The 26,649-nt window shown below is 69.1% G+C and carries 26 protein-coding genes; 14 read left to right on the top strand and 12 right to left on the bottom strand.

All coding sequences use genetic code 11. From position 1 onward, the window contains the following. Positions 1-9: 9 nt before the first annotated feature. Genes ABDC25_RS18525 through kynU form a run of 9 tightly spaced genes read left to right on the top strand, consistent with a single transcriptional unit; the run spans position 10 to position 8,464 of the window. Positions 10-1,518: a 2-hydroxymuconic semialdehyde dehydrogenase gene (locus tag ABDC25_RS18525; RefSeq protein ID WP_347124086.1), complete on the top strand. Its 1,509-nt coding sequence runs from the start codon at positions 10-12 to the stop codon at positions 1,516-1,518. Beyond that, entirely contained in the window at positions 1,515-2,357 is an 843-nt protein-coding gene (locus ABDC25_RS18530; protein ID WP_347124087.1) for a fumarylacetoacetate hydrolase family protein, read from the top strand. The genes ABDC25_RS18525 and ABDC25_RS18530 overlap by 4 nt, the downstream gene beginning before the upstream one ends. Next, positions 2,354-3,292 carry an acetaldehyde dehydrogenase (acetylating) gene (locus ABDC25_RS18535; protein WP_167255035.1) on the top strand — a complete coding sequence of 313 codons (939 nt, stop codon included), beginning with the start codon at positions 2,354-2,356 and terminating at the stop codon, positions 3,290-3,292. The genes ABDC25_RS18530 and ABDC25_RS18535 overlap by 4 nt, the downstream gene beginning before the upstream one ends. After that, positions 3,289-4,323, top strand: coding sequence for a 4-hydroxy-2-oxovalerate aldolase (gene dmpG, locus ABDC25_RS18540; RefSeq protein WP_347124089.1), 1,035 nt, complete (start codon positions 3,289-3,291; stop codon positions 4,321-4,323). The genes ABDC25_RS18535 and dmpG overlap by 4 nt, the downstream gene beginning before the upstream one ends. Further along, entirely contained in the window at positions 4,320-5,123 is an 804-nt protein-coding gene (locus tag ABDC25_RS18545) for a fumarylacetoacetate hydrolase family protein (protein WP_347124091.1), read from the top strand. The genes dmpG and ABDC25_RS18545 overlap by 4 nt, the downstream gene beginning before the upstream one ends. Further along, the gene (locus ABDC25_RS18550; RefSeq protein WP_347124093.1) at positions 5,120-5,629 is read left to right on the top strand and encodes a RidA family protein; all 510 of its coding nucleotides are present in this window, start codon (positions 5,120-5,122) and stop codon (positions 5,627-5,629) included. The genes ABDC25_RS18545 and ABDC25_RS18550 overlap by 4 nt, the downstream gene beginning before the upstream one ends. Then, a complete protein-coding gene (locus ABDC25_RS18555) occupies positions 5,626-6,162 on the top strand; it encodes a 3-hydroxyanthranilate 3,4-dioxygenase (protein ID WP_347124095.1) in 537 nt (178 codons plus the stop codon). The genes ABDC25_RS18550 and ABDC25_RS18555 overlap by 4 nt, the downstream gene beginning before the upstream one ends. 6 nt (positions 6,163-6,168) lie before the next feature. After that, positions 6,169-7,161 (top strand): amidohydrolase family protein, encoded by a 993-nt coding sequence (locus tag ABDC25_RS18560; RefSeq protein WP_021201458.1) that lies wholly within the window; start codon positions 6,169-6,171, stop codon positions 7,159-7,161. 28 nt (positions 7,162-7,189) lie between these two features. Next, a complete protein-coding gene (kynU, locus tag ABDC25_RS18565; RefSeq protein WP_347124098.1) occupies positions 7,190-8,464 on the top strand; it encodes a kynureninase in 1,275 nt (424 codons plus the stop codon). A 107-nt stretch (positions 8,465-8,571) separates the two neighbouring features. On the opposite strand, the gene ABDC25_RS18570 is transcribed toward kynU, so the two are convergent. After that, entirely contained in the window at positions 8,572-9,303 is a 732-nt protein-coding gene (locus tag ABDC25_RS18570) for a GntR family transcriptional regulator (RefSeq protein ID WP_347124100.1), read from the bottom strand. Positions 9,304-9,674: 371 nt separating this feature from the next. Here ABDC25_RS18570 and ABDC25_RS18575 point away from each other — a divergent pair, with 371 nt between their 5' ends. Then, positions 9,675-13,361, top strand: a complete 3,687-nt coding sequence (locus ABDC25_RS18575) for an efflux RND transporter permease subunit (RefSeq protein WP_347124102.1) — start codon at positions 9,675-9,677, stop codon at positions 13,359-13,361. 141 nt (positions 13,362-13,502) lie between these two features. On the opposite strand, the gene ABDC25_RS18580 is transcribed toward ABDC25_RS18575, so the two are convergent. Then, complete coding sequence (locus ABDC25_RS18580; RefSeq protein WP_347124104.1) at positions 13,503-14,243, bottom strand: alpha/beta hydrolase; 741 nt, start codon at positions 14,241-14,243, stop codon at positions 13,503-13,505. 73 nt (positions 14,244-14,316) lie between these two features. Here ABDC25_RS18580 and ABDC25_RS18585 point away from each other — a divergent pair, with 73 nt between their 5' ends. After that, positions 14,317-15,015 carry a WYL domain-containing protein gene (locus ABDC25_RS18585; protein ID WP_347124106.1) on the top strand — a complete coding sequence of 233 codons (699 nt, stop codon included), beginning with the start codon at positions 14,317-14,319 and terminating at the stop codon, positions 15,013-15,015. A 71-nt stretch (positions 15,016-15,086) separates the two neighbouring features. On the opposite strand, the gene rplI is transcribed toward ABDC25_RS18585, so the two are convergent. Genes rplI through rpsF form a run of 4 tightly spaced genes read right to left on the bottom strand, consistent with a single transcriptional unit; the run spans position 15,087 to position 16,751 of the window. After that, entirely contained in the window at positions 15,087-15,539 is a 453-nt protein-coding gene (rplI, locus tag ABDC25_RS18590; protein ID WP_021201452.1) for a 50S ribosomal protein L9, read from the bottom strand. Positions 15,540-15,550: 11 nt separating this feature from the next. After that, positions 15,551-15,805: a 30S ribosomal protein S18 gene (gene rpsR / locus ABDC25_RS18595; RefSeq protein ID WP_017829850.1), complete on the bottom strand. Its 255-nt coding sequence runs from the start codon at positions 15,803-15,805 to the stop codon at positions 15,551-15,553. 56 nt (positions 15,806-15,861) lie between these two features. Then, positions 15,862-16,377, bottom strand: a complete 516-nt coding sequence (locus ABDC25_RS18600) for a single-stranded DNA-binding protein (RefSeq protein ID WP_021201451.1) — start codon at positions 16,375-16,377, stop codon at positions 15,862-15,864. Between the two features lie 5 nt (positions 16,378-16,382). Further along, positions 16,383-16,751, bottom strand: coding sequence for a 30S ribosomal protein S6 (gene rpsF / locus ABDC25_RS18605; RefSeq protein WP_021201450.1), 369 nt, complete (start codon positions 16,749-16,751; stop codon positions 16,383-16,385). A 255-nt stretch (positions 16,752-17,006) separates the two neighbouring features. On the opposite strand from rpsF, the gene ABDC25_RS18610 reads away from it, so the two are divergent. Then, on the top strand, positions 17,007-17,711 hold the full coding sequence (locus ABDC25_RS18610) for a hypothetical protein (protein ID WP_235045255.1): 705 nt from the start codon (positions 17,007-17,009) through the stop codon (positions 17,709-17,711). 111 nt (positions 17,712-17,822) lie between these two features. On the opposite strand, the gene ABDC25_RS18615 is transcribed toward ABDC25_RS18610, so the two are convergent. From ABDC25_RS18615 to ABDC25_RS18635, 5 genes are read right to left on the bottom strand one after another with little or no spacing between them, the layout of a single operon-like run. After that, positions 17,823-18,662, bottom strand: coding sequence for an ABC transporter ATP-binding protein (locus ABDC25_RS18615; RefSeq protein ID WP_021201448.1), 840 nt, complete (start codon positions 18,660-18,662; stop codon positions 17,823-17,825). Further along, positions 18,655-19,488, bottom strand: a complete 834-nt coding sequence (locus ABDC25_RS18620) for an ABC transporter ATP-binding protein (RefSeq protein WP_021201447.1) — start codon at positions 19,486-19,488, stop codon at positions 18,655-18,657. Before ABDC25_RS18620 ends, ABDC25_RS18615 begins: the two co-directional genes overlap by 8 nt. Next, positions 19,485-20,396: an ABC transporter permease gene (locus ABDC25_RS18625; RefSeq protein ID WP_021201446.1), complete on the bottom strand. Its 912-nt coding sequence runs from the start codon at positions 20,394-20,396 to the stop codon at positions 19,485-19,487. The genes ABDC25_RS18620 and ABDC25_RS18625 overlap by 4 nt, the downstream gene beginning before the upstream one ends. Beyond that, positions 20,393-21,454 (bottom strand): ABC transporter permease, encoded by a 1,062-nt coding sequence (locus tag ABDC25_RS18630; protein ID WP_029260780.1) that lies wholly within the window; start codon positions 21,452-21,454, stop codon positions 20,393-20,395. Before ABDC25_RS18630 ends, ABDC25_RS18625 begins: the two co-directional genes overlap by 4 nt. Before the next feature lie 11 nt (positions 21,455-21,465). Then, the gene (locus ABDC25_RS18635; protein ID WP_347124111.1) at positions 21,466-23,049 is read right to left on the bottom strand and encodes an ABC transporter substrate-binding protein; all 1,584 of its coding nucleotides are present in this window, start codon (positions 23,047-23,049) and stop codon (positions 21,466-21,468) included. 204 nt (positions 23,050-23,253) lie between these two features. Here ABDC25_RS18635 and ABDC25_RS18640 point away from each other — a divergent pair, with 204 nt between their 5' ends. Further along, complete coding sequence (locus ABDC25_RS18640; protein WP_021201443.1) at positions 23,254-23,787, top strand: Lrp/AsnC family transcriptional regulator; 534 nt, start codon at positions 23,254-23,256, stop codon at positions 23,785-23,787. Positions 23,788-23,811: 24 nt separating this feature from the next. On the opposite strand, the gene ABDC25_RS18645 is transcribed toward ABDC25_RS18640, so the two are convergent. Beyond that, positions 23,812-24,168: a hypothetical protein gene (locus tag ABDC25_RS18645; protein ID WP_235045254.1), complete on the bottom strand. Its 357-nt coding sequence runs from the start codon at positions 24,166-24,168 to the stop codon at positions 23,812-23,814. Positions 24,169-24,296: 128 nt separating this feature from the next. On the opposite strand from ABDC25_RS18645, the gene ABDC25_RS18650 reads away from it, so the two are divergent. Then, the gene (locus tag ABDC25_RS18650) at positions 24,297-26,648 is read left to right on the top strand and encodes an arylsulfatase (protein WP_347124114.1); all 2,352 of its coding nucleotides are present in this window, start codon (positions 24,297-24,299) and stop codon (positions 26,646-26,648) included. Position 26,649: the final 1 nt, after the last annotated feature.

Here is a 26,649-nt window from a genome sequence, read left to right on the forward strand (position 1 = left end):
CCTGAGCCCATGCCTTCCGAGACGATGACGCCTCCCCTCCGTGCCTCCGAGCAGGAGCGAACGCCCCGCGCGATCCACAACATGATCGCCGGCGAGCGCGTGGAGGGCATCGCCACCTTCGCGAAGGTCAGCCCGGTCGACGGCTCGATCATCGCCGAGGTGCACGAAGCCGGCACCGAGCAGGTCGACCGCGCCGTGGCCGCCGCGCGCGCCGCGTTCGACGGACCCTGGGGACGGATGACGGTCGCGGAGCGCGCCCGTCTGCTGCGCGGTGTGGCCGACGCGATCGACCGCCGCGCCGATGAGCTCGTCGTGGCCGAGGTCGGCGACACCGGCAAGCCCGAGGCACTCGCCCGCGACCTCGACGTGGCCCGTGCCGCCGCGAACTTCCGCTCCTTCGCCGACACGGTCTCGACGGCAGGCCTCGACTCGTTCCTCACCGAGCTGCCCGACGGCCGGCGCGCCCTGAACTACGCCGTGCGCAAGCCGCTCGGGGTCGTCGCCGTGATCGTGCCGTGGAACCTGCCGCTGCTGCTGCTCACGTGGAAGCTCGCTCCCGCCCTCGCCACCGGCAACACCGTGGTGATCAAGCCCTCGGAGGAGACGCCGTCGTCGGCGACGCTGCTGGCCGAGATCCTCGCCGAGGCGGGGGTGCCCGCGGGGGTCGTGAACGTCGTGCACGGTTTCGGCGCCGATTCCGCGGGCGAGGCCCTCACCACGCATCCGGGCATCGACGGGGTCACGTTCACCGGCGAATCGTCCACCGGATCCGCGATCATGCGGGCGGTCGCGCCGCGGGTGCGCCCGGTCTCGTTCGAGCTCGGCGGCAAGAACGCCGCGCTCGTGTTCGCCGACGCCGACCTCGATGCCGCCGTCGCCGGGCTCGCCCGCTCCACGTACCTCAACACCGGCCAGGTGTGCCTGTGCACCGAGCGCATATACGTGCAGCGCGCGGTCTTCGATGAGGTGGCCGCCGGCCTCGCCGAGCACGCCGCCCGTCTGCGTCTGGGCCGCCCGGAGGACCCGGCCACGACCACCGGTCCTCTCATCTCGCAGGCCCACCGTGAGAAGGTGCGCTCGTACTTCGACCTCGCCGTCGCGGAGGGGGCGACGGTGCTCGCGGGCGGCGGCATCCCCACGCTCGGCGACGGACTCGACGGCGGATCGTGGATCGAGCCGACGCTGTGGACCGGCCTCGACAACAGCAACCGCACCGTGCGCGAAGAGGTGTTCGGTCCCGTCGCCGCCCTCATCCCCTTCGACACCGAAGAGGAGGCGATCCGATTGGCGAACGACACCGACTACGGCCTCGCCGCGGTCACCTGGACCACCGACCTGACCCGCGGACACCGTGTGGCGCAGCAGATGCGCACGGGCATGTCGTGGGTCAACACCTGGTATCTGCGCGACCTGCGCAGCCCCTTCGGCGGCGTCGGGCTCTCGGGCATCGGCCGCGAGGGCGGGCACCACTCGCTCGAGTTCTACACCGAGCCGACGAACGTGTGCGTGCAGCTGTGACCGGCCTCCCCGAGTCCGACGGTGTGCGCGCGGCCGACGAACGGCTGCGACGCGCGGCCGAATCGGGGCACCCGTGCGCCCCGGTGCGCGACCTGCTCGGCGAGACGGATCAGGATGCCGCGTACGCCGTGCAGTCTCTCGGCATCGCCCGCCGCCTCGACGAGGGTCGACGGGTCGTCGGCCGCAAGATCGGCCTCACCTCCCCCGCCGTGCAGACGCAGCTCGGCGTCGACAGCCCCGACTACGGGGTGCTGCTCGACGACATGATGTTCGCCGACCGCGAGCCGATCGACCTCACCCGCTTCCTGCAGCCGCGGGCCGAAGCCGAGGTCGCCTTCGTGCTCGGCAGCGACCTCGACTCCCCCGCCACCCACGTCGCCGACGTGATCCGGGCCACGGAGTTCGTCCTGCCCGCCATCGAGGTCGTCGACTCCCGCGTGGCCGGGTGGGACATCCGCATCACCGACACCATCGCCGACAACGCCTCGAGCGGGGCGGTCGTGCTCGGCACCACGCCTCGGCGCCTCGACGGGCTCGATCTGACCGCGCTCGGCATGACGCTCGACCGTGAGGGCCGTCCGGTCTCGACCGGTTCGGGGGCCGCGTGCCTCGGCAGCCCGGTGATCGCGGTGGCCTGGCTCGCCCGCGAGGTCGCCCGCCGCGGGCAGCCGCTGCGCGCCGGCGAGGTCATCCTCTCCGGAGCCCTCGGCCCCATGGTCGACGCGACCGCCGGGGTGTATCGCGCCCGACTCGACGGTCTCGGCGAGGTCCGTGCCGACTTCTTCGGCACGGCATCCGGAAGAGCGTCGGGCACATCATCAGAAGGGGCTGCGGCATGACCGTCGGCATCGCCATCATCGGATCGGGCAACATCGGCACCGACCTGCTCATCAAGGTGAAGCGGCTCTCGACCACGCTGCATGTGGTCGCGATGGCCGGCATCGACGAGCACTCCGACGGCCTCGCCCGTGCGCGCCGGCTCGGAGTCGCCACGACCCACGCGGGCGTGGACGGACTGATCGCGATGCCCGAGTTCGCCGACGTCGAGCTCGTGTTCGACGCCACCTCGGCCGGCGCCCACGCCCGCAACGACGCCCTCGTGCGCAACGCCGGGCGCCTCATGGTCGATCTGACCCCCGCCGCGATCGGGCCGTACGTCGTGCCCGTCGTCAACCTCGACGCGCACCTCGGTGCGACCAACGTCAACATGGTCACGTGCGGCGGCCAGGCCACGGTGCCGATGGTGGCCGCCGTGTCGCGCGTCGCCCCGGTGGCCTACGCCGAGATCGTCGCCTCGATCGCCTCGAAGTCGGCCGGTCCCGGCACCAGAGCGAACATCGACGAGTTCACCGAGACCACGGCCCGTGCGCTGGAGGTGATCGGCGGCGCCGACCACGGCAAGGCCATCATCGTGCTCAACCCCGCCGACCCGCCGCTCATCATGAGGGACACGGTGTTCTGCCTGGTCGAGGGCGACCCTGAAGCCTTGGATCGGGATGCCGTCAGCGCCTCGGTCGCCGACATGGTCGCCGCGGTGCAGGCCTACGTCGGGGGCTACCGGCTCAAGCAGCAGGTGCAGTTCGACGCCGTCGACGAGGCCTACGTGCCCGCGCTCGATCGACCGTTCCGCGGGACGCGCGTGACCGTCCTGCTGGAAGTGGCCGGCGCCGGCCACTATCTTCCGGAGTACGCGGGCAATCTCGACATCATGACCTCGGCCGCCCTGCGCACGGCCGAACGACTCGTCGCCGAACGGACAGGGGTTCCCGCATGACCACCTCATCTCCCCGCGTCTACGTGCAGGACGTCACCCTCCGCGACGGCATGCACGCGATCGGCCACGGCTACACGACCGACCAGGTGCGCGATATCGCCCGTGCTCTCGAGGCGGCAGGCGTTGATGCCATCGAGGTCGCGCACGGCGACGGCCTCGGCGGTTCGAGTGTGGCTTACGGACAGGGAGCGCACACCGACTGGCAGTGGATCGAGGCGGCGGCCGAGGTGCTCGACCGCGCCGTCCTGACCACCCTGATCCTTCCCGGCATCGGCACGATCGACGACCTCGCCCGGGCCCGCGACCTCGGCGTCGCGAGCGTGCGGGTCGCGACGCACTGCACCGAGGCCGACGTCGCCATCCAGCACATCACGTGGGCGCGCGAGCACGGCATGGACGTCTCGGGCTTCCTGATGATGAGCCACCTCAACGACCCGCGCGGTCTCGCGGAGCAGGCGAAGATCATGGAGGCGGCCGGCGCACACTGCGTGTACGTCACCGACTCGGGCGGACGCCTCACGATGCGCGACGTCGCCGACCGCGTCGACGCCTACCGCGAGGTGCTCGACCCCGGCACGCAGATCGGCATCCACGCGCACGAGAACCTCTCGCTGAGCGTGGCCAACAGCGTCACGGCCGTCGAGCACGGTGTGTACCGGGTCGACGCCTCGCTCGCAGGGCAGGGTGCCGGAGCGGGCAACTGTCCGATCGAGGCGTTCATCGCGGTTGCCGACCTGCTCGGCTGGGAGCACGACTGCGATCTGTTCGCACTGCAGGATGCGGCGGAGGAACTGGTGCGTCCGCTGCAGCGCCGCCCCGTCCGCGTCGACCGCGAAACCCTTACGCTCGGCTACGCCGGGGTGTACTCGAGCTTCCTGCTGCACGCCGAGCGCGCGGCCGAGAAGCACGGCCTCGACGCCCGCGACATCCTCGTGGAGCTGGGCCGCCGCCGCATGGTGGGCGGCCAGGAGGACATGATCGTCGACGTCGCGCTCGACCTTGTCGCCACCCGTTCGGGGGTGACCGCATGACCGCGGACGCGGTGTTCGCCGCCGCGCTCGACACCGCGCAGCGCACCGCGACCGCGATCAGCCAGCTCTCCGCATCCGCAGAGGTCGATCTCGACACCGCGTACGCCACGCAGCATGCACTGATCGCCCGTCGGATCGCCCGCGGCGAGCGCCTCACGGGCCTCAAGCTCGGGTTCACGAGCCAGGCGAAGGCGCAGCAGATGGGCGTGCATGACGTCATCGTCGGCAGCCTCACCGATGCGATGCGCCTCGACGACGGCGCGCTGTTCGACCGGCGGTCCGCCATCCACCCGCGCATCGAACCCGAGGTCGCGTATCTGCTGGGCGCCGACATCGACGGCTCCGACACCGACCGCCCGTTGAGCGAGGTCGTCGCGGCGGTGGCTCCCGCACTGGAGATCATCGACTCCCGGTACCGGGACTTCCGTTTCCGCCTCGCGGATGTCGTCGCCGACAACACGTCGGCCGCCGCCTATGTGATCGGCCCCTGGACCCCGTTCGTCCAGGCCGGTGCGCTCGACAACAGGGCCGTACGGCTCGAGGTCGACGGCAGGGTCAGCGCGACGGGCTCGACGGCGGCCATCCTCGGCGACCCCGGCCGTGCCATCGCGGCAGCCGCACGCCTCGCCTCTCGTCACGGCTTCACGCTCCGCGCCGGCACGGTCCTGCTCGCCGGCGCCGCGACCGCCGCCGTCCCGCTGCCCGACCAGGGCACGGTCGAGGCGACGATCACCGGCCTCGGACGCGTCTCCATCCACACCCACGACGGATCCGACAGCCTCGAGAAGGGATCACGATGACAACATCACGCGGCATCCTCGTCGAGGGCAAGGCGACGCCCCGAGGTCGCTTCCCGCATGCCAAGGTCTCCGGCGACCTGGTCTTCGTCTCGGGCACGTCCAGCCGACGCCCCGACAACTCCATCGCCGGAGCGGAGGTCGACGAGTTCGGCGCGACCCGGCTCGATGTCGCGGTGCAGACCCGCGCGGTCATCGAGAACATCCGCGAGGTGCTGGCCGCCGCCGGCTGCACCCTCGACGACCTGGTGCAGGCGACGAGCTTCCTGGTCGACATGAACGACTTCGCTCCCTACAACGCGGTCTGGGCCGAGTACTTCGACGAGCAGGGACCCGCCCGCACGACGGTCGCCGTGCATGCCCTGCCGCATCCGCACCTGCGCATCGAGATCCAGGCGATCGCGCGCCGCCCCGACACAACGATCGAACACAACACCGCTGACCACACCACCGCTGACCACACCACCGCTGACCACAACACCGCTGCCACTCTCGAGGAGGAGAAATGAGCACCACCACACCCGTCATCCCACCCGTGATCGATTTCGCCGCATGGATCAAGGAGAACGAGCATCTCCTGAAGCCGCCGGTCAACAACAAGGCCGCCTGGACCCCCATGGGCGACTTCATCGTGCAGGTCGTCGGCGGCCCGAACCAGCGCACCGACTTCCACTTCGACCCGTACGAGGAGTGGTTCTACCAATACCGCGGCAACATGCACGTGAACATCCAGACCCCCGACGGCCTGCAGCGCATCGACATCCGCGAGGGCGAGATGTGGCTGCTCCCCGGTAACGTCTTCCACTCCCCGCAGCGCCCCGAAGAGGGCTCCATCGGGATCGTGATCGAGCGCATCCGCGAAGAGGGCACGCTCGAGAAGTTCGCCTGGTTCTGCCCCAACTGCAATGCCAAGGTGCACGAGGTCGAGCTGCAGGTGCGCGACATCGTCGAGGACCTGCCGCCGGTGTTCCGCGACTTCTACGAGAGCGAAGAGGGGCGCACCTGCCCCGAGTGCGGCGCCGTCCACCCCGGCAAGGGCTGAAGCCCCTTGGGCACGATCGACGTCCACACGCACTTCGTGCCGAGTTCCTGGCCCGACCTGTCGACACAGGTCGGGCCGGGTGTCTGGCCGACCCTGCGGGTGGATTCCGAGCGCGAGGCGATGATCATGCTCGGCGAGACCGAGTTCCGCCGCGTCGGCGACGACTGCTGGGATGCGTCGGTGCGCGTGGCCGACATGGACGCCGACGGCGTCGAGATGCAGGTCGTCTCTCCCACGCCGCTGTTCTTCTCGTACGACAAGTCGGGTGACGAGGCCGTCAAGGTCGCGCGCATCTTCAACGACCTCGCTCTGGAGATCTGCGCTCCGGCCCCCGGCCGGCTGATCCCGTTCGCACAGGTACCCCTGCAGGATCCGGATGCCGCGTGCGCGGAGGCCGACCGCGCGATCGCCTCGGGCCACGCCGGTGTCGAGATCGGCAACCACGTGGGCGACCGCGACCTCGACGACGAGGGCACGGTGACCTTCCTGCAGCACTGCGCCGACAGCGGCATCCCGGTCTTCGTGCATCCGTGGGACATGCCGGGCTCCCCTCGTCTCGACCGCTGGATGGCCCGGTGGCTCACCGGCATGCCCGCAGAGACGCACCTGTCGATCATCGCGATGATCCTGGGCGGGGTCTTCGATCGCGTCCCGCCCACCCTCCGCCTGGCGTTCGCGCACGGCGGCGGTTCGTTCGCGTTCTGGCTGGGCCGGTTCGAGAACGCTTGGCGGCAACGCCCCGACCTCATCGGCGTCAGCGAGCGGCCGCCCTCTGCGTACCTCGACCGTTTCAGCGTCGACAGCGTCGTGTTCGACCCCGTGGCCCTGCGCGTGCTGGTCGAGACCCTCGGCGCCTCCCAGGTGATGGTGGGCAGCGACTACCCCTACCCCCTGGGCGAGCGACCCGTCGGCGGCGTCATCGACCGGGCCGACTTCCTCGACGAGGCGCAGAAGAGCGCCATCCGCCGCGACAACGCCCTGCGATTCCTCGGGCGCTGACCCGCATGATCTCGAACGGACCCGCCGCATGAGCACCACCTCCACCCGCCCCGCCATCGACCGCGCGACCTGCACGGCCCTCGACGATGCCGATCCGCTCGCCTCGATGCGCGAGCGCTTCGTGCTGCCCGACGGTGTGATCTACCTCGACGGCAACTCGCTCGGAGCGCTGCCCCGCCACACCGCGGCGCACCTGCAGCGCGTGATCACCGAGGAGTGGGGCACCGGCCTCATCCGCAGCTGGAACGATGCCGGGTGGTTCGCCAAGCCGCGCACGATCGGGGACCGCATCGCGCCGCTCGTCGGAGCGGATGCCGGAGAGGTCGTGCTCGGCGACTCCACGTCGGCGAGCCTGTTCCAAGCCGTGGTCGCTGCGGTCAGACTCCGACCGGGACGACGCGTGATCGTCGCAGAGCGGGGCAACTTCCCCACCGACCTCTACATGCTCGAAGCGGTGCAGGAGCTGCTCGGCAGCGGAACGCCCCTGGAGCGCCGACTGATCTCCGACGACGGCCCCACGCTCGACGACGTGCTCGACGATCACGTCGCCGTCGTCGTGCTCACCCAGGTCGACTACCGCACGGGACGCATGCACGACATCGCCGAGGTCACGCGCAAGGTCCACGCCGCCGGCGCCCTCGTGGTCTGGGATCTGTGCCACAGCGTCGGTGCCGTGCCGATCGACCTGAACGCCGCCGACGCCGACTTCGCGGTCGGCTGCACCTACAAGTACCTCAACGGCGGCCCCGGTTCGCCCTCGTTCATCTGGGCGGCCGCTCGGCATCACGATGCCGCCCGCCCCGCCCTCACCGGCTGGCACGGCCACGCGCGGCCGTTCGACTTCACCGTGGACTACACCCCGGCCCCGGGCATCGAGCGGTTCCGCGTCGGCACCCCGCAGCTGCTCTCGGTGGCCGGACTTGAGGCGAGCCTCGACATCTGGGACGACGTCGACCTGGAGCTCCTCCGCGAGAAGAGTCTGCGGCTGACCGAGCTCTTCATGTCGCTCGTCGACACCCGCCTCACACCGCGCTGGGGCATCGAGCCGGTGACCCCCCGTGAGTCCGCCCGCCGTGGCAGCCAGGTCTCCCTCCGACACGAAGACGGCTATGCGGTGATGCAGGCGCTGATCGAGCGCGGAGTGATCGGCGACTTCCGCGCCCCCGACCTCATCCGCTTCGGGTTCACACCGCTCTACACCTCCTACACCGACGTGTGGGATGCGATCGACGCGCTGGAAGACGTGCTGCACAGCGAGATCTGGCGTGAACCTCGCTTCGCACGTCGCGGCACCGTCACCTGAGACACCGTCACCTACTCGCACACCTGCATGACTCCTGCCCGGATGGATGAACGGACTGGTGTGCCGCGTCATGCATCCGTGTAGGAGTCATGCATTCGCCCCAGGCGTCAGGCTCCGTCGCCGGCAGCCTCGGTCGCCGCCGCGTCGAGCAGTGCGATGACGCCGTCGCGCACGTGGTCCAGGTGCGATTCGAGCACCCGGAGCGCCGCGTCCACATCTCCAGCTGCCACGACGTCGATCAGCTCACCGTGGGAGTGGTCATGTGCGCCGGGAGAGACCAGACGCCAGCCGAGCACGTAGCGTCCGAGCTTGAGCCGCAGCTGCTCGATCATCTCCCACATCACCGGCCGGGCCTCGGCGTCGTAGAGCGTCGCGTAGAACTCGGTGCGGGCCTCGACGAACTCGCCGCCCTCCGAGATGTCGTCCGCCGTCTTCGCGAGCTCCCGCAGCCGGCTGACCCGCTCCGGGGTGATCTCCTCCATCGCCAGGCGCAGCGCGTCCTTCTCGAGCAGCGTGCGCAGGTGGTAGACCTCGGTCGCCTCCTGCACCGAGAGTGCCCGCACCATCGCGCCGCGGCGGGCATGGAAGACCACGAGGCCGTCGGCCTCCAACTGGATCAGGGCGGAGCGGATCGGCAGTCGCGAGATGCCGATGGACTCCGCCAGGGTCTCCTGCCGCAGCTTCATCCCCGGAGGCAGGGTGCCGTCGAGGATCGCATCGCGGATGATGTCGTAGGCCATCGCTCCGACGGACCGGTATCCGGCTCCATGTCGCTGCGCGAGCTTCTGCAGAGCCTCGGCCCGTTCCTTGGGCGACGCGGCGTTCCCTGATTGCACCATGGGAGCGAGAGTATCGGATCATCCCGGCCAACTCTGCATTCTGGATCCAAAATCACCTCGCGTCGCGGGACCACTGCCGCGCCTCGGCGTGCGCACGCCGGGGCGCCCGGGACGCATGTCGGGCCGGGCACGCCGAGTCCACCCGCGGGGGGACGAGGATCACCCCGCGGGAGGATGCCCCGGCACCCTCGACCCGGCAGGCTCGAACTGTCGATCGTGTCGCCGAAGCTCAGTCGCCTCTCGTCGCGCTGAGCCGGAGCCACAGGATCCGGCTCAAGTGACGAGGGTCGGGTGACCACAGGCGGCTTCCGCGTCGCGCGCGTGCTTCTCGGCCTGCCGCAGCGACCCAGCCGAAAGCACCTCATCGCTCCATGTCGTTCCTCACACGCAGCAGTCTCAAGAACCGCCTGATCCTCTCTCTCGCGACGCTCGCCGTCGTCGTCCTCGGCCTGATATCGATGGGTTCCCTCAAGCAGGAGCTGATGCCCTCGCTGCAGGCTCCGATGGCGTTCATCTCCGCACAGTCGCAGGGCCTGGCACCCGAGGAGATGGCGAGCAGCGTGACCGAGCCGCTCGAACAGGCGGTGCGAGCGGTTCCCGGTGTGACGAGCGTGACCTCGACGACATCGAGCGGCAACGCGCAGGTGCTCGTCGAGTGGACCTTCGGCGAAGACGACGAGGAGACGCTGCGCACCATCCGCAGCGCGGCCGAGTCGCTGAAGCCGAGCTTCCCCTCGGACACGGAGGTCAGCGTCGCGTCCGGCGGTGCGGGCGACCTGCCGGCCATGGCACTGAGCGCCGGCACCAGCGGCGACCAGGAGGCGTTCGGCGATGCGCTCCAGCAGACCGTCGTCCCGGCGCTGAAGGGCGTGCCGGGTGTGCGCGACGTCACACTCGCCGGCCAGGAGACGCAGCGCATCACGATCGACCTCCGCCCTGCCGACGTCACCCGCCTGAAGGTCGAGCCCTCGACGCTCGGACCGATCCTCGAAGCGCATGGCGCCGCCCTCCCGGCTGGACAGGCGGATTCCGCCGAAGGCCCCCTCTCGATCACGGTGGGGTCGCGTCTCGCGACGCCGGAAGACATCCAGGCGCTCCCGGTGCCCACGAGCGAGGGGGCCGTCACGGTCGCGGAGTTCGCCGACGTCACGGTCGAGACCGTGCCGGCGGAGACCATCTCGCGCGTCAACGGCAAGCCGTCGCTCACGCTGCAGGTGATGCCGGCACAGGGTGCCAACGTCGTCGACATCTCCCACGGCGTGAACGCCGAGCTCGACCGGCTCGCGCCGATCCTCGACGCCGAGTTCGTCACGATCTTCGACCAGGCCCCCTACATCGAGCAGTCGATCCACGACCTCTCCGTCGAGGGCGGGCTCGGTCTGCTCTTCGCGGTGCTCGTGATCCTCGCGTTCCTGCGCTCGTGGCGCTCGACGGTCATCGCGGCCGTGTCGATCCCGCTGTCGCTGCTGATCACCCTGGTGGGCCTGTGGTGGAGCGGCAACACCCTCAACATCCTCACCCTCGGCGCCCTCACCATCGCCATCGGACGTGTCGTCGACGACTCCATCGTGGTGATCGAGAACATCTCCAGACGCCGTGGTGACAGCCCGCTCACGATCGACGGCATCGTCGCCTCTGTGCGTCAGGTCGCCGGGGCCATCACCGCCTCGACACTCACCACGGTGGCGGTCTTCCTGCCGATCGCATTCGTCTCGGGCATCGCCGGCCAGCTGTTCCGACCGTTCGCGGTGACCGTCTCGATCGCGCTTCTCGCCTCGCTCGTCGTCTCGCTCACGATCGTGCCGGTGCTCGCATCCTGGTTCCTCAACAAGGCTCCGAAGCAGCGCGCCGCCGACGCAGACACGGCTCAGCCTGCGGCCGAGGGCATGACGACCGACGCAGCTCCTGCCGCCGCAGCCACCGCGGTGGCGGCAGAGGTCGCGGCTCCTGCCGCGGCGACCGTCTCGCCGTCGCCGTCTGCGGAGAGCGACGTCCCGTCCGAGCTCGACGAGATCCACACCGCCCCCGACCGGCTGCAGCGCACGTTCATGCCGGCGTTGAACGCGACCCGTCGTCACCCCGTGATCACCCTCGTCGCCTCCGCGCTGCTGCTCGTCGCCACGCTGGGGATGACACCGTTCATCCAGACCGACTTCCTCGGTTCCTCCGGCCAGGCCACCCTGCAGGTCGTCCAGACGCCCCCGAAGGAAGCCACCGCCGACCTGGTCGCCGCGGCCGAGCCGGTGGAGAAGACTCTCGGGAAGGTTCCGGGCATCGCCGACATCACCACCTCGATCCCGGTCCCCACTCCCGGCACCCCGGCGTCGATCACGTACGACCTCCGTCTGAAGGACGGCTCCGACGTCGCCGAGGTCGAATCGGAGGTGCAGAAGGCGCTCGACGGGCTTCCCGACAGCGGTGAGATCGACCTCGCGTCGCAGGACGCCTCGCTGGCAGGTGCCGGTGACGGCATCGACCTGCAGATCCAGGGCAACGATCCGGCAGCATTGCGCGCGGCGAGCGACCTGCTCGAGAAGCAGCTCGCCGACGCCGACGGCGTGCGCTCCGTGAAGAGCGAGCTCGCAGGCGAGCAGCCGGTGCTGCGGGTGAAGGTCGACGAACCGTTGGCCGCGCGCCTCGGCTTCGACCGCGCCACGATCGCGAAGGCCGTGCAGGAGGCACTCTCCGGCACCACGGTCGGCACGCTCATGTACGAGGGCCGTGAGCGCGACATCGTCGTGCGCACCCCTGGTGCGGCGCGCACCGCCGACAAGATCGGTGAGATCATGCTCCCGGTCACGCCCCAGCAGACCGCCGAGGCGCAGAAGGCGGCAGCGGATGCGCTCCAGGCCAAGGCGGAGGCGAAGGCCGCAGAGGCGAAGACCAAGGCCGAGAACGAACTGAACTCGCAGATCAACACCGCCACGAAGCAGCGCGCCGAGCTCGCCGGCCAGATCGGGGCCCTGAACAGGCAGCTCGCCGAGCTTTCGGCGGCACCGATCGTGCCCGAAGACCCGCTGAGCCCGGATGAGGAGGCCGTGCTCAAAGCGCAGGCCGAACGCGCCGAGCAGCTCGCGGCGCTGCAGGGTGCGATCGAGGGGGCCCAGTCCGGCGTCGCGGCGGCGGACGAGCAGATCAAGGCCCTGCGCCAGAGCCGCAGCGACGCCGCGGCCCAGCAGGCCGAGGCCGAGGCCGCCGAGGCCGAGCAGAAGGCGGCCGCCGAGGTCACCGGCACGGCGATCCCGCTCGCCGCGATCGCGACCGTCGAGGAAGAGCTCACGGCGCCGACCATCACGCGCGCCGAGGGCGAGCGTCAGGTCACGCTGACCGTGACCCCGGAGAAGGGCGGGCTCGCGGCTGCCGGTCGGGCGATCGACAAGGCGATCGCCGACACCGATCTGCCGGCGGGAGTCACCTTCCTGCAGGGCGGCGCGTCCGCACAACAGGATGAGGCCTTCAGCCAGCTCGGACTGGCGATGCTGGCCGCCATCGTTCTCGTGCTGCTGGTGATGGTGGCGACCTTCCGCAACTTCCGCGGACCCCTCGTGCTGCTCATCTCGATCCCGTTCGCAGCGACCGGCGCGATCCTCGGCCTGCTCCTCACCGGAACCCCGATGGGTCTTCCCGCCCTGATCGGACTCCTGATGCTCATCGGCATCGTGGTGACGAACGCCATCGTGCTCATGGATCTCGTGAACCGCCTTCGTGGGGCGGGAGCGAGTCTCGACGAGGCGGTGGAGCATGGAACCCGCCTGCGCCTGCGACCGATCCTGATGACGGCGGCCGCGACCGTGTTCGCGCTCGTCCCGATGTCTCTCGGGCTGACCGGCGGCGGAGTGTTCATCTCGAAGCCGCTGGCGATCGTCGTGATCGGCGGCCTGGTGTCGTCGACGCTGCTGACTCTGGTTCTGGTCCCGGTTCTCTACACGCTCGTGGAGCGCAGTCGGGAACGCCGGATCGCCAAGCGCGCCGCGCGACGAGCCCGGCGCGAGGAGCGTCGTGCCGCTTCGGCCGAGACGTCGACGGACATCTTCGAGGTCACGTCCGAGAAGCCGTAGCCCCGAGGCACGGCGACGTGCGGCACATGTCGGGAGAACCGGGCGGATCCCCTGCGGACCCACCCGATTCTCCCGACTTCCGCGCTTTCTCCAGGCATCCGTGCCGGGGTACGGGATCGGGGCGCTGGCTCAGGGGTGGGTTCAGCGGCCGCGCGACGCGGCCGCCTGGATCAGCTCGGCGAGGTCACCGGGACGGCTCCACATCGGCCAGTGCCCCGTGGGCAGGTCGACGACGTCGAGGTTGTCGAGCATCGCGACCTCGGCGAACATGGGATGACCGGTGCGCGCGAGTTCGAGCAGCTGTGCACTCGGAATCGAGCAGCAGATCAGGGTGGTCGGGATCGCGCGTCGCTCGTCGTTCGTGAGCTCGACGGGCTGACGCAGCACGGGCCCGGGCTCGGGAACGGCCCGCTCGCGAAAACGCTCGAGCACCTCTGCACTCAGGCCTTCGAGGCTCGCCTGCTGTCCCAGCACCTCGAAGGGCGGAAGCGGAAGTTCCTCCACGTCGTCCGGAAGGTCGGGCGCGAACACGCTCCCGGCGGCCACCGGGCCGGAGTCGACCCACACCACGCGTGCGATCAGGGCGGGGTGTCGGTCGAGCACGAGGCTCACGGGGGCGTTCGCCCCGCTGTGCGCGACGATGATCGCGGGCTGCTGCTCCGAGACGCCGAGCTGGCCGACCTCGTCGAGAATCGCGTCGGCCTGGTCATCGAGCGTCTTCGCCGCCCGCGCGGGGTCGGTCGCGTCGAGACCCGGCAGCGTCATCGCGACGGCGCGAGACCTGTCGGCGCCGAGGCTTTCGAGGACCTCGTCCCACGCCCAGGCACCCAGCCAATGGCCCGCGATGAGAAGGATGGTCGGAGTGCTCATCGTGTGTGTCATACCCCCATGCTGCTCCGCACTGTGGACAGGTGTGTGTCACTATTCATGTCATGAATTCCCCACGGATCGAACGATGAAGCGCGCAGAGCGTCTGCATGCCCTCTCCGAGATGCTGCGCCGCAGCGGGTCGCGGGGGACGTCGGCCGAACGCCTGGCCCGCGAGTTCGAGGTGTCCGTGCGCACGGTCAAGCGCGACCTGGCGGCCCTCGAGCGCGGTGGAGCACCGCTGTGGTCGCGCCCGGGCCCGGGCGGCGGCTACGGATTGGCGGCAGGTGCATCCCTGCCACCCGTCAGCCTCTCCCCCGCGCAGGCCGTGGCGCTGCTGGCGGCCGTGTCCGCCGCATCCAATGCTCCGTACGCCGACTTGGCCGCAGCCGCCGTGCGGAAGATCCTCGACGTGCTCGATCCCCGCACCCGTGCGCGAGCCGACGAACTCGCCCACCGCGTCTGGGTCGACGCGTCACCCATCCCCTCACGCGCGATCAGATCGGCACTGGAGGAGGGCATGGCGGAGCAGCGGGTGGTACGCATCCGCTACACCGCAGGAGACGGGAGCACCACCACCCGTGATGTCGAACCCGTGCTGTTCGCCTCCACGAACGGCCAGTGGTATCTGGTCGGATGGTGCCGACTGCGCGACGCCATGCGGTGGTTCACCGTGTCGCGTGTCGAGAGGGCCAGCGTGACCGCGACGGCGTGCAGCGGCCACACCGTCGATGAGGTCGGCGAACCCCCGGCGAACGCCCGACCGGTGCACGGTCGGAGCGGGTGAGGCGGCGCCGATCACCCTCGGAATGCAGAACGCCCCCTGTCCCGAAGGACAGGGGGCGTTCTCGACGTGCCTTACTTGGCGGCGACGACCTGCAGCGTGATCACTGCGGTGACGTCGTCGTGCAGACGCACGGTCGCCTCGTGCTCACCGGTCACCTTGATGGGCGACGGGATGTGCACCTTGCGCTTGTCGATCGAGCCCAGGCCGGCGGCTGCGACAGCATCCGCGACGTGGTCGGTCTTGACGGAGCCGAAGAGACGACCCTCCTTGCCGGCCTTGACCGTGAGGCGCACCTTCGTGCCCTCGAGAGCGTTCTTCAGTGCGACAGCGTCGTCACGATCGTGGATCGCGCGTGCCTGACGCGCGGCCTGGATCGATGCGACCTGCTTTTCGCCACCGCGGGTCCACGCCGTAGCGAAGCCCTGCGGGATGAGGAAGTTGCGGGCGTACCCGTTCTTGACCTCGACCACGTCACCGGCGCTACCGAGCCCGGCGACCTCGTTCGTGAGAATCAGCTTTGCCATCTCGATACCCCTTACCGGCCGGCGCCAGCGTAGGGCAGGAGCGCCATTTCGCGCGCGTTCTTGATCGCCGTGGCGATCAGACGCTGCTCCTGCACCGAGACACCGGTGATACGACGGGCACGGATCTTGCCGCGCTCCGAGACGAACTTGCGAAGGGTGGCGACATCCTTGTAATCGATGACACCGACCCGGATGGACTTCGCGGGAGCGGTGGGCTTGCCACCCTTCCGCGGCTTGCGGCGGTCGCCGCTCGACTTTCCAGCCATAGTTTTTCCTTAGTGATGAGCGGATGTCGGCCGTGCAGGCCGGATCCAGAAGTTGTTCAGAACGGGGTGTCGTCGCCGAAGCTGCCGGGAGTGCTCCAGGCATCCGCGCTGGTCGACGAACCGGGCGTGGACCACGGCTCCTCCGACACCTGCTGCTGCGCGGGACGGGACTGTCCACCGCCACCGGCACCGCCGGCACCGCCGGTCGAGGCCGCACGGGTGACCTGCGCGGTCGCGTACCGGAGCGAGGGGCCGATCTCGTCGACCTCCAGCTCGATCGCGGTGCGCTGGTTGCCCTCGCGGTCCTGGTAGGAGCGCTGACGCAGACGGCCCTGCGCGATGACGCGCATGCCCTTCGTCAACGAACCCGCCACGTGCTCGGCGAACTCGCGCCAGACGGATGCACGGAGGAACAGCGCATCGCCGTCCTTCCACTCATTCGCGGCACGGTCGAAGTTCCGAGGCGTCGATGCGATGGTGAAGTTCGCCACCGGCAGCCCGTTCTGCGTGTAGCGCAGCTCGGGGTCGGCCGTGAGGTTTCCCACCACGGTGATGACGGTTTCGCCGGCCATGAGACTTAGGCCTTCGCAGCCTTGGCGGCCTTGCGGGCAGCCTTCTCTTCGGAGCGCTTGGCCTCGGAGGCGATCATCGCCTGAGCCTCTTCGGCGCGGAGCACCTTGGTGCGCATGATCTGCTCGTTCAGCTTCAGCTGACGGTCGAGCTCCTGCGTGGCGGCGCTGGTCGCGGTGAAGTTGACGACGGCGTAGATGCCCTCGGTCTTCTTCTGGATCTCGTATGCGAGACGGCGCTTTCCCCAGATGTCGACGTTCTCGATAGAGCCACCATCGTTGGTGATGACCTTCAGGAACTTGTCGAGCGTCGGGGCGACCTGGCGCTCGTCGATCTCGGGGGTCAGAATGACCATGAGTTCGTACTGGTGCGTCACTTACCCACCTCCTTCGGACTAGAACGGCTCTCGGGACTTTCCCGGGAGCAGGAGGGTGTGTGCACGTGCCCGCCTCTGGAATCCCGAATGGACGCCGCAAGGCAGACAACCTCGACAGTCTAGCGGAATCACGCGTCCGCCGCGAATGACGCCCGACACCACGACTGCGGCTCGCGAGAACCTCTGCGACGTTTGGCATGCTGGGACGAGTGCCCGATGACGGTCATCGGGCATCTCGACCTGAGGGGGGACGCGATGCGCGTCAACAAATGGGGGGTCGGCGTCATTCTCGCCGCCGCCGTGCTGCTCACGGGATGTGCAGGGGGCGGATCGGACACGACAGCCGAGAAGAAGCCCGACTCCGGGGCATCGCAGGAGGCGGAAGCGCCGAAGACGGACTGCCCCGAGCTGAAGGAGGGCGCGACCGTCGACGGCTCCACGCTGGCGGAGTGCGTGACGGCGGCGATGACCGACACCGCCGGATTCTCGGCGACGATGACGACTCTGGGCATGGAGTCGACCACCCGCTACAACCCGGCCGACAAGGCCGTCGAGACCAGCACCAGCTTCGGCTCGGTCATCGTGATCGGCGACGACGCCTGGGTGAAATCCACCACCGGCGAGTGGCAGGTCGCCGACGAGAACTCCACCGACCAGGAGATCAGCACGCTCAGCACCGCCGCGAAGGCCGTCGACGCCTCCGACCCGATGGGCGTGGCCGACACGCTCTCCGGCGAATACACGGTCACCGGCACGGGCTCGCGCCTGGGCCAGGACGTGTACCTGCTCAGCGGCACGACCGAGTCGCAGGGATCGACCGTCACGATGCTCTTCGAGGTCACGAGCGACTATGTGGTGCTCGCGGCCAACGCCTCCACTGAGGTCGAGGGCCAGAAGATCGAGAGCGTTCAGGAAGTCACCGAGTGGGACGTGAAGCAGGACATCGTCGCACCGCTCTGACGCCGCTGACCCGTGCGGGCCGGGGCTGCAGCCTCGGCCCGCACGGTCCTGTCACGGCCGGGGCGCTCGGAGCACACGCGCGAGCGGAGCACGGGTGAGCGCGGAGAGTTCTCAGTACATGACCGGCGGGATCTCCGCCCACACCGTGCGGTCGTCGACCGACGGGGCGGCGGGGATGCGACCCGCGCCGTCGGGCTCGGGGATCGCCGCGAGCAGCGCCTGTGTATAGGGGTGCCGCGGTGCGGCCCAGAGCTGATCGGTCGGACCCGACTCGAGCACGCGTCCGCCGAACATCACGAACGTGCGGTCGGCGATGCGGCGGACCACGGCGAGGTCGTGCGAGATGAACAGCATGCCCGCTCCCGACTCCGCCACCAGGTCACGCATCAGGCCGGCGACGCTCGTCTGCGTGGACGCATCGAGCGCTGAGATCGGCTCATCCGCCACCAGGAGCGAGGGACGAGCGGCCAAGGCCCTGGCGATCGCGATGCGCTGTTTCTGCCCGCCCGAGAACTGATGCGGGAAGCGTGTGCTCACGGTGGTCGGCAGACCGACGCGCTCGAGCCACTCGTCCACGGTCGATCCTTCGGCGCCACGGGCGCGGGCGGTGGCGATGCCGTCGGCGATCTGGTCGCCGACCCGGCGCCGCGGATTCAGCGAGGTCGCCGGATCCTGGAACACCATCTGGATGCCGGTGAGGGCGATCGAGCGACGGCGGATGCCGAGCGGCGACACCGGAGCATCGCGGAACAGCACGGTCCCTGCGGCGGTCTTCTCGATGCCGACGACGGCACGGGCGAGACTGGACTTGCCGCTGCCGGACTCGCCCACCAGGGCCACGGTCTCCCCGGCGGCGACGCTGATCGACACGCCGTTCACGGCGATCACCGGCGGGTTGCCCGGGTAGCGCACGACCACGTCCTGCGCATCGAGGACGGAGACCTCACTCATCTGCGGCCTGCCCTTCCGGTGCCTCGTCGATGCGCGACCCCGGCAGGGCCGCGAGCAGCATGCGCGTGTACTCGTGCTGGGGATCGCGGAACAGCGTCTCGCGATCGGCGAGCTCCACGATCCGGCCGTCCTTCATGACGGCGACCCGGTCGGCGATCGCGCTCATCACGCCCAGGTCGTGCGTCACGAGCAGCACGGCCAGGTTGCGTTCGACCGCCAGGTCGCGCAGCAGCTTCAGGATGCCGGCCTGCACCGTGACGTCGAGAGCCGTGGTGGGCTCGTCCGCCAGCAGCACCTCGGGGTCGCAGGCCAGGGCGCATGCGATCGCGATGCGCTGACGCTGGCCGCCGGAGAACTGGTGCGGATAGCGCTTCAGTGCCTCGGCGGGGTTCGGCACCTGCACGGTCTCGAGCAGCTCGACCGCCCGCGCCCGTGCGGCGGCGCCCTTGAGTCCGAGGTGCACCCGCATGTGGTCGGTGAGCTGGCGTCCGACCGGCAGCTGCGGGTGCAGAGAGGCCGACGGATCCTGGAAGACCATGGCGATCCGCTTGCCGCGCACCCGGTTGAGGGCGCGACGGCGCAGGCCCACCAGCTCTTCACCGCCGAGCAGGATCGACCCGCCGGTCCGCGCCTGCCGCGGGAGCAGCCCCAGCACGGCGAGCGAGGTGAGCGTCTTGCCCGACCCCGATTCTCCGGCGAGACCGTGGATGCGACCGGCCTCGAGTTCGAGCGAGACACCCTTCACGAGCGGGCGTCCGATGTCGATCGTCAGGTCGCGGATGCTGAGCGTCGATGTCTGCTGCACGGCAGCGCTCTGCGCGCTCATGCGGCCACCCCCGTCGCGGAAGCCTTGTGATCGGCTGCCTTCTCGTGAGTGATCTCGGCCGTGGGGTCGAGCACGTCGCGCATCGCGTCTCCGAGGAAGTTGAACGCCAGCACCACGGTCAGGATCGCGAGCCCGGGGAAGACCCCGAGCCACCAGGCGTCGAAGTTCTGCATCGCACCCGAGATCATCGAACCCCACTCCGCGGTCGGCGGCTGCGCGCCGAGACCGAGGAAGGAGAGGCCGGAGAGGAGCAGGATCGCCGCACCGATGTCGAGCGTCGCGAGCACCAGGACGGGGCCGGCGATGTTCGGGAGGATGTCGACGAACAGCGTGCGTGCCGGCGAGTGCCCGAGCAGGCGGCCCGCGATCACGTAGTTCTGACCCCGGAGCCCCAGCACGATGCTGCGCGTGACGCGGGAGTACTGCGGCCACGACACCACGATGGCGGCGATCACCGCGTTGAACAGCGACGGTCCGAGCGAGGCGGCGACCACCATGGCGAGGATCACGGTCGGGAAGGCCATGAACAGGTCGGTGATGCGCATCAGCGTCTCGTCGACCCAGCCACCGAAGTATCCGGCGAGCGCACCGATGAGCGTGCCGATGATCATGGCGGCGATCACGAGCATGAGTGCCAGCGGGAGACTCACGGTGGCTCCGGTCATCAGACGCGAGAAGATGTCGCGTCCGTTGCCGTCGGTGCCCAGGAACGTGTCGATGCCCGGCGGCTGCAGACGCGGCAGCACCTGCGCGTTCGGCGGATACGGGACCCACCACTGCGCCGTGAAGGCCACGATGATCCACGCTCCGGCGATGACGGTGCCGATGATGCCCAGCGGCGTGCGCCAGGCACGGGGCCAGCGGAATCGGAAGCGCCCGGCGGGGGACGCGGCGGCGATGCGGCTCATGCGATCCTCACTCTCGGGTCGAGCACGCCGTAGAGGATGTCGACGATGAAGTTGATGAGGAGGTAGATGATGCCGACCACGAGGCCGACGCCCATGATGCCGGGCAGGTCGAGGTTGGCGGCCGAGTTGTAGGCGTAGGTGCCGAGGCCCGGCCAGGCGAACACCGACTCGACGAGCACCGTGCCCGACAGCAGTGCCCCGAACGCCACGCCCACCACCGTGAGGATCGGCAACGAGGCGCCACGCAGCACGTAGTCGAGGATCACGCGCATGGCCGGGAGGCCCTTGGCGCGTGCGGCGCGCACATAGTCGCTGCCGAGCACCTCGAGCACCGAGGTGCGGATGAAGCGGGTCAGCAGGCCGATGGTCACGAGCGAGAGCACCATGACGGGAAGAGCCAGGTGTGCGAGGGCGTCGAAGAAGCCGACGGCGTCTCCGTTCAGGAGATAGTCGACCGTGTAGAGCCCGGTCACGCGCGGCGGCGGGGTGATCGACGGCGAGATGCGACCGGAGCCCGGTGCGATGCGCAGCTCGAGGAAGAAGACGTAGAAGCTCACGAGCGCCAGCCAGAAGGTCGGCACGCTGAGGCCCACCAGAGTCACGACCCGGATGACCTGGTCGGTGACGAGTCCACGGCGGTAGGCGGCGAGCGTGCCGAGCACGATGCTGACCGCCAGGCTGACGATGATCGCCCCGATCGCGATCTCGATGGTCGCCGGCACCGCGGTGGCGAGGTCGCTGGTGACCGGGCGTCCGGTCACCAGCGACGTGCCGAGGTCCCCGCGCAGCAGGTTCCCCATATAGATGAAGTACTGCACGAACAGCGGCTGGTCGAGACCATGCTCCTTGATGAACGCATCACGCGTCGCGGGGTTCTGCGACGCACCCTCACCGAGCGCGGCCGAGACCGGGTCTCCCGGCACCAGGTTGGTGAGCGCGAACGTGACGATCGTCACGCCCACCAACAGGAGCAGGGAGGTGCCGGCCCGCCGCAGCAGGTATCCGATCAGAGGCGACCGGCGCCGTTGCGCCTGCCTCTGCACCGCCACTGTCGTCATGGGATGTCCGTTCAGCCGGCCGGCGTGATCTCGGCGATGTCCATCTCCCAGACGGAGTTGTACACCGCACCCTTCACGCTGTCCGCGGAGGAGATGTTGCGACCGGGCACGATCAGCGGGACGAACGGACCCTCGGCCTGCATCGCCTCGGCGAAGTCGGTGAAGGCGGCGGTGCGCTGGTCGGGGTCGGTCGCGGCGGCAGCACCGGCCGCGATACCGGCGATCTCCGGGTTGGCCTCGGCGGCCCAGCCGGCGCGGAGGCCGACCTTCAGGCCCGGGGCGAAAGGCAGGAAGTTCGCGGAGTCCGCGTAGTCCGGACCCCAGAACCACAGACCGAAGCCCTCGGTGCCGTTGACGTAGGCGTCGAGCTCGGTCGCGAAGGGCGCGGGGGCGAGGTCGACCGTGATGCCGGCGTCTTCGAGCTGTGCCTGCACGCGCTCGGCGAGCGGGGTGAACTCCACGCCGCCGACCGGGTAGTCGTTCGGGAACTGCAGCTTCAGGGTCTGGCCCGTGTAGCCGGCCTCTGCGAGCGCGGCCTTCGCCTTGTCGAGGTCCTGCTCCACGCCGCTGTCGAGAGCACCCTCGAATCCGGGAGGGATGACGCCGGTCGCCTGCACGGAGCCGGCGCCGGCCAGCTCCAGCAGGGCGTCGTAGTCGAGCGCGTAGCGGATCGCCTCGGCGATCTTCACGTTCGCCAGGTCACCGGCGACGGCCGAGGACTGGTTCAGCAGCAGGAAGATCGTCTGGCCGGACGGAACGGAGTCGACCGTGATGTCGTCGCCGAGGCCGGCGACCTGGTCGCCGTTCAGGTCCATCGCGACCATCGAGTCGCCGCCCTTGAGGTTGGCGAGCTGGGTGGCGCTCTCCGAGACGTTGCGGACGACCACGCGCGTGTAGTCGGAGGCCTCGTCACCGTTGTACTCGTCGTTCTTCGTCAGCACGACCTGCGAGCTGAGGTCGAGGGTGTCGAGCACGAAGGGGCCGGAGCCGGCGGATGCGCCGTCGAGGAACTTCTGTGCCGAGTCGGTGCCGTCGATCGCACCGCCGTTCTCGATCACGACGTCGGAGTTGACGATGCCGAGAGCCGGGTTCGCGAGGATCGCGGGCAGCTGCAGCAGCGGGGTGTCGGACGTGAACTGGATCGTCTTGTCGTCGACCTCGGTGATCGTGAGGCCGCCGAGGAGGAAGTTCGGCTTGGCGTCTTCCATGCCCTGGATGCGCTGCAGCGAGAACACGACGTCCTTCGCCTCGATCGGCGATCCGTCGGAGAAGACGCGGTCGCCCTCGAGCGTGAAGGTGAACTCGGTCGCCTCGTCGTTCTGCTCCCAGGATGCCAGGCCCGGCACCGGGGTCGAGACGTCGGAGCCCTCGAAGTCGACGAGGGTCTCGTACAGGGCCTTCGCGATCATGTTGCCGGTCGGGTCGTAGGTGTGACCCGGGTCGGTGGTCTCGATCGAGAACGCGGTGTCGATGACGAGGGAGTCGGAGCCGGACTGTCCGCCGCCAGTCGCCGAGTTCCCTCCCGAGCAACCTGCGAGCGCGAGGAGCGCGACGGCTCCGAGCGCGATGACCGGCGTGATACGGCGTGACGACATGAGGGCCTCCAGAGGCGAGGAGTACATTCGGGTGAGTCGCCACCGATGTGGACGACCGTGGATCAGATTCGCATCATATGCGACGATGTGTCCAGCAAGAGCGGGTCACCTCGACACGCTCTGTCCAGAACCTCGGATGTGAGGAACAATATGTCCAGTAAGAATGCGGAAGATCCGAAGCATTCTGGACGAAGTGCTGCCCCTTTGGACGAGACGGCGTACAGAATCCTCGAAGTCCTGCGTGATAACGGTCGTGTCTCGATCGCGGCACTCGCCGACAAGGTCGGGATCTCCCGCGCGAATGCGTACACGCGGGTCGAGTCGCTCGTGCACGACGGGGTCATCACGGGCTTCAGCGCTCGCGTCGATCAGGCGAAGGCGGGGCTCTCCATCGGCGCGCTCGTGTTCGTCACGGTGATGCCGCAGGCCTGGGCGTCGTTCCGCGAACGCGTGCTGGAGATGCCCGACGTCGAGTGGTGCGCCATCACCACCGGCGAGCACGACGCCATGCTGCTCATCCGCGCCGTCGACGTCAGCGGCGTGCACGAGTTCTCCACCGGCGTGATCGCCCAGCTGCCCGAGGTGCGCACGGTCGTGAGCGTCGTCGTGCTCGACGAGGTGATCCGCCGCCCCTACCTGCTGCCGGCGGACCTGCCGAAGCGCGACACCGAGATCCCGCTCGGGATGACGCGGTGGACGCCCGCCTCTCCCGGTCGCGACGCCCTCCCGCCGCGCTGAGGCGCCGTCACTCAGGCGCAGGCCTCAGGCGGAGATCTCCTCGCACACGCTGAGCTGCGGGAGTCCGTGCATCTCGTAGTGCTCCACGAGACGGATGCCACCGTCGTCGGTCAGCTCCAGCTCGCTCTCACCATCGCCGGTGACGACCGTGCCGTCGGCCTTGAGCACGTGCACGAACGACACCCAGATCGTGTCACCCATGCGGGTGCCGACGAACTTGCCGAAGGTGACCGTGTCGCCCTCGTACCCGCCCCAGATGGCGCCGTCACGTTCGAAGTACTCGAAGATGCTCGGGGCTTCCGGGTCGACCGCAGAGGTCGTGGACGACACCATCCGGAATCGGCGGCCGTCGAGGGAGGGAAGGGTTGCAGTCGCAGTCACACCCTTGATTATGCCCGCCGAAACTCACCCGCAAAGTCACCCGTCGCGGGTGGTGACACCCTGGACCCGCCTGCTTAGGCTGAGCGCGAAGCGGGCTGCTCTGCTCGCCGAGAGCCGTAGGAGTCAGTATGTCCGAACCCCAGCGTTCCAGTCTTCCGATCCCCGATCTGGCCTACACGGGCACGGTCACCTACGACGCGACCGACCCGGACACGTCCTTCCCGCCGATCACGCCCGTGCGCCCGCCGAAAGATGCCCCGAACGTCCTCGTGGTACTCATCGACGACGTCGGCTTCGGCGCGTCCAGTGCCTTCGGCGGTCCGATCCACACCCCGAACTTCGAGCGTGTGGCCGCCGCAGGGCTCAAGTACACCCGCTTCCACACCACGGCCCTGTGCTCGCCGACCCGTGCCGCTCTGCTCAGCGGACGCAATCACCACACCGTCGGCATGGGCGGCATCACCGAGATCGCGACATCGGCCCCCGGCTACAACTCCCTGCGCCCCAACAGCTGCGCGCCGCTGGCCGAGACCCTCAAGCTCAACGGCTACAACACCGCCCAGTTCGGCAAGTGCCACGAGGTGCCGGTGTGGCAGGCGAGCGCGATCGGACCGTTCGACGGCTGGCCCACCCCGGGCAACGGCTTCGAGTACTTCTACGGCTTCATCGGCGGCGAGACCAACCAGTGGTATCCGGCGATCTACGAGAACACCACGCCCGTCGAGCCGTGGGGCACACCCGAGCAGGGCTATCACTTCATGGGCGACATGACCGACAAGGCGATCGGCTGGACGCGCGAGCAGAAGATGCTGGCCCCCGATGTGCCGTCGTTCACCTACTTCGCCCCGGGCGCGACGCACGCCCCGCATCATGTGCCCGCCGAGTGGGCGGACAAGTACAAGGGGCAGTTCGATCAGGGATGGGACGAGATCCGCAAGGAGACCTTCGCCCGTCAGCTCGAGCTCGGTGTCATCCCGGCCGACGCCGTGCTCACCGACCGCAGCCCCGGCATCCCCGCATGGGACGAGATGAGCGACCTGATCAAGCCCGCCCTGGCCCGACAGATGGAGGTGTACGCCGGCTTCCTCGCCTACGCCGACCATCACGTCGGTCGCCTGCTCGACGCCTATGAAGAGCTCGGCATCCTCGACGACACCCTCGTCTACGTGATCATCGGCGACAACGGCGCGAGCGCCGAGGGGTCGATGCACGGCACGACCAACGAGGGCTTCACGATCAACCACATGAACGATGTCGAGACCGAGCAGTATGTGGCCGACCACATCGACGACATCGGCACCCCGAGTTCGTACAACCACTACGCGGTGGGCTGGGCCCACGCCATGGACACCCCGTATCAGTGGACCAAGCAGGTCGCCAGCCACTGGGGCGGCACCCGCAACGGCACGATCGTCAGCTGGCCGAATGGAGGCGTGGAGAAGGGCGGCATCCGCAACCAGTTCTCGCACGTGATCGATGTCGCCCCGACGGTGCTCGAAGCCGCGGGCATCCCCGAACCGACGAGCGTGAACGGTGTGACGCAGCGCCCCTACGAGGGGACGCCGATGAACTACACATTCGCGGACGCGGAGGCCGAGGAGCGCCACATCACGCAGTACTTCGAGATGGTCGGCAACCGCGCGATCTATCACAAGGGGTGGACGGCGGTCGCGAAGCACAAGGATCCGTGGCTCGGATCGGACCACGGACTCGACGACGACCGATGGGAGCTCTACAACGTCGACGAGGACTGGACCCAGTCCCACGACCTCGCCGACCAGGAACCGGAGCGGCTCGCCCACCTGCAGCAGCTCTTCCTCATCCAGGCAGCGCGCTTCAACGTGCTTCCCCTCGACATCCGCACTGCCGAGCGGTTCAACCCCGACCTCGCCGGTCGTCCGGTGCTCTCGATGAGCGACACCCAGAAGTTCTACCCGGGCATGAAGCGCCTCAGCGAGAACACCACCATCAACATCAAGAACAAGTCGTGGACCGTGACCGCCCGCGTCGCGGTGCCCGAATCCGGAGTCGACGGCGTGCTCATCGCGCAGGGCGGCGCCTACGGCGGGTGGTCGTTCTACACGAAGGACAGCCGCCTCGCGTTCGCCTACAACCTGCTCGGCATCGATGTCGACATCATCCGCTCCGACGATCCGATCCCTGCCGGCGAGCAGGAGCTGCGGGCGCACTTCGCCTATGACGGCGGCGGACTCGCCAAGGGCGGCACCGTCACCCTCTACGCGGGCGACGACAAGATCGGCGAAGGGCGCGTGCACAAGACGATCCCGTTCCAGTTCACTTTCGACGAGACCGTGGATGTCGGCTGCGACCTGGCCTCGCCGGTCTCGCCCGACTACCCGGCAGCAGGCAACGGCTTCACCGGCACGCTCGAGTGGGTGCGCATCGATCTCGGAGACGACGACCACTCCCATCTGATCGACGACTCGCACAAGCTCGCCGTCGCGATGCTCAAGCAGTAGC

Origin of the sequence: Microbacterium sp. SY138 (assembly GCF_039729145.1) — a bacterium.
In the GTDB taxonomy this organism is placed as follows: domain Bacteria; phylum Actinomycetota; class Actinomycetes; order Actinomycetales; family Microbacteriaceae; genus Microbacterium; species Microbacterium maritypicum_A.

What these genes read in the sequence shown, in the direction of transcription:
- ABDC25_RS18525 (WP_347124086.1), top strand. Translation starts at nt 10, where the DNA reads ATGCCTTCCGAGACGATGACGCCTCCCCTCCGTGCCTCCGAGCAGGAG.
- ABDC25_RS18535 (WP_167255035.1), top strand. Translation starts at nt 2,354, where the DNA reads ATGACCGTCGGCATCGCCATCATCGGATCGGGCAACATCGGCACCGAC.
- dmpG (WP_347124089.1), top strand. Translation starts at nt 3,289, where the DNA reads ATGACCACCTCATCTCCCCGCGTCTACGTGCAGGACGTCACCCTCCGC.
- ABDC25_RS18545 (WP_347124091.1), top strand. Translation starts at nt 4,320, where the DNA reads ATGACCGCGGACGCGGTGTTCGCCGCCGCGCTCGACACCGCGCAGCGC.
- ABDC25_RS18550 (WP_347124093.1), top strand. Translation starts at nt 5,120, where the DNA reads ATGACAACATCACGCGGCATCCTCGTCGAGGGCAAGGCGACGCCCCGA.
- ABDC25_RS18555 (WP_347124095.1), top strand. Translation starts at nt 5,626, where the DNA reads ATGAGCACCACCACACCCGTCATCCCACCCGTGATCGATTTCGCCGCA.
- kynU (WP_347124098.1), top strand. Translation starts at nt 7,190, where the DNA reads ATGAGCACCACCTCCACCCGCCCCGCCATCGACCGCGCGACCTGCACG.
- ABDC25_RS18570 (WP_347124100.1), bottom strand. Translation starts at nt 9,303, where the DNA reads ATGGTGCAATCAGGGAACGCCGCGTCGCCCAAGGAACGGGCCGAGGCT.
- ABDC25_RS18575 (WP_347124102.1), top strand. Translation starts at nt 9,675, where the DNA reads ATGTCGTTCCTCACACGCAGCAGTCTCAAGAACCGCCTGATCCTCTCT.
- ABDC25_RS18580 (WP_347124104.1), bottom strand. Translation starts at nt 14,243, where the DNA reads ATGACACACACGATGAGCACTCCGACCATCCTTCTCATCGCGGGCCAT.
- ABDC25_RS18585 (WP_347124106.1), top strand. Translation starts at nt 14,317, where the DNA reads ATGAAGCGCGCAGAGCGTCTGCATGCCCTCTCCGAGATGCTGCGCCGC.
- rplI (WP_021201452.1), bottom strand. Translation starts at nt 15,539, where the DNA reads ATGGCAAAGCTGATTCTCACGAACGAGGTCGCCGGGCTCGGTAGCGCC.
- rpsR (WP_017829850.1), bottom strand. Translation starts at nt 15,805, where the DNA reads ATGGCTGGAAAGTCGAGCGGCGACCGCCGCAAGCCGCGGAAGGGTGGC.
- ABDC25_RS18600 (WP_021201451.1), bottom strand. Translation starts at nt 16,377, where the DNA reads ATGGCCGGCGAAACCGTCATCACCGTGGTGGGAAACCTCACGGCCGAC.
- ABDC25_RS18610 (WP_235045255.1), top strand. Translation starts at nt 17,007, where the DNA reads ATGCGCGTCAACAAATGGGGGGTCGGCGTCATTCTCGCCGCCGCCGTG.
- ABDC25_RS18615 (WP_021201448.1), bottom strand. Translation starts at nt 18,662, where the DNA reads ATGAGTGAGGTCTCCGTCCTCGATGCGCAGGACGTGGTCGTGCGCTAC.
- ABDC25_RS18620 (WP_021201447.1), bottom strand. Translation starts at nt 19,488, where the DNA reads ATGAGCGCGCAGAGCGCTGCCGTGCAGCAGACATCGACGCTCAGCATC.
- ABDC25_RS18625 (WP_021201446.1), bottom strand. Translation starts at nt 20,396, where the DNA reads ATGAGCCGCATCGCCGCCGCGTCCCCCGCCGGGCGCTTCCGATTCCGC.
- ABDC25_RS18630 (WP_029260780.1), bottom strand. Translation starts at nt 21,454, where the DNA reads ATGACGACAGTGGCGGTGCAGAGGCAGGCGCAACGGCGCCGGTCGCCT.
- ABDC25_RS18635 (WP_347124111.1), bottom strand. Translation starts at nt 23,049, where the DNA reads ATGTCGTCACGCCGTATCACGCCGGTCATCGCGCTCGGAGCCGTCGCG.
- ABDC25_RS18650 (WP_347124114.1), top strand. Translation starts at nt 24,297, where the DNA reads ATGTCCGAACCCCAGCGTTCCAGTCTTCCGATCCCCGATCTGGCCTAC.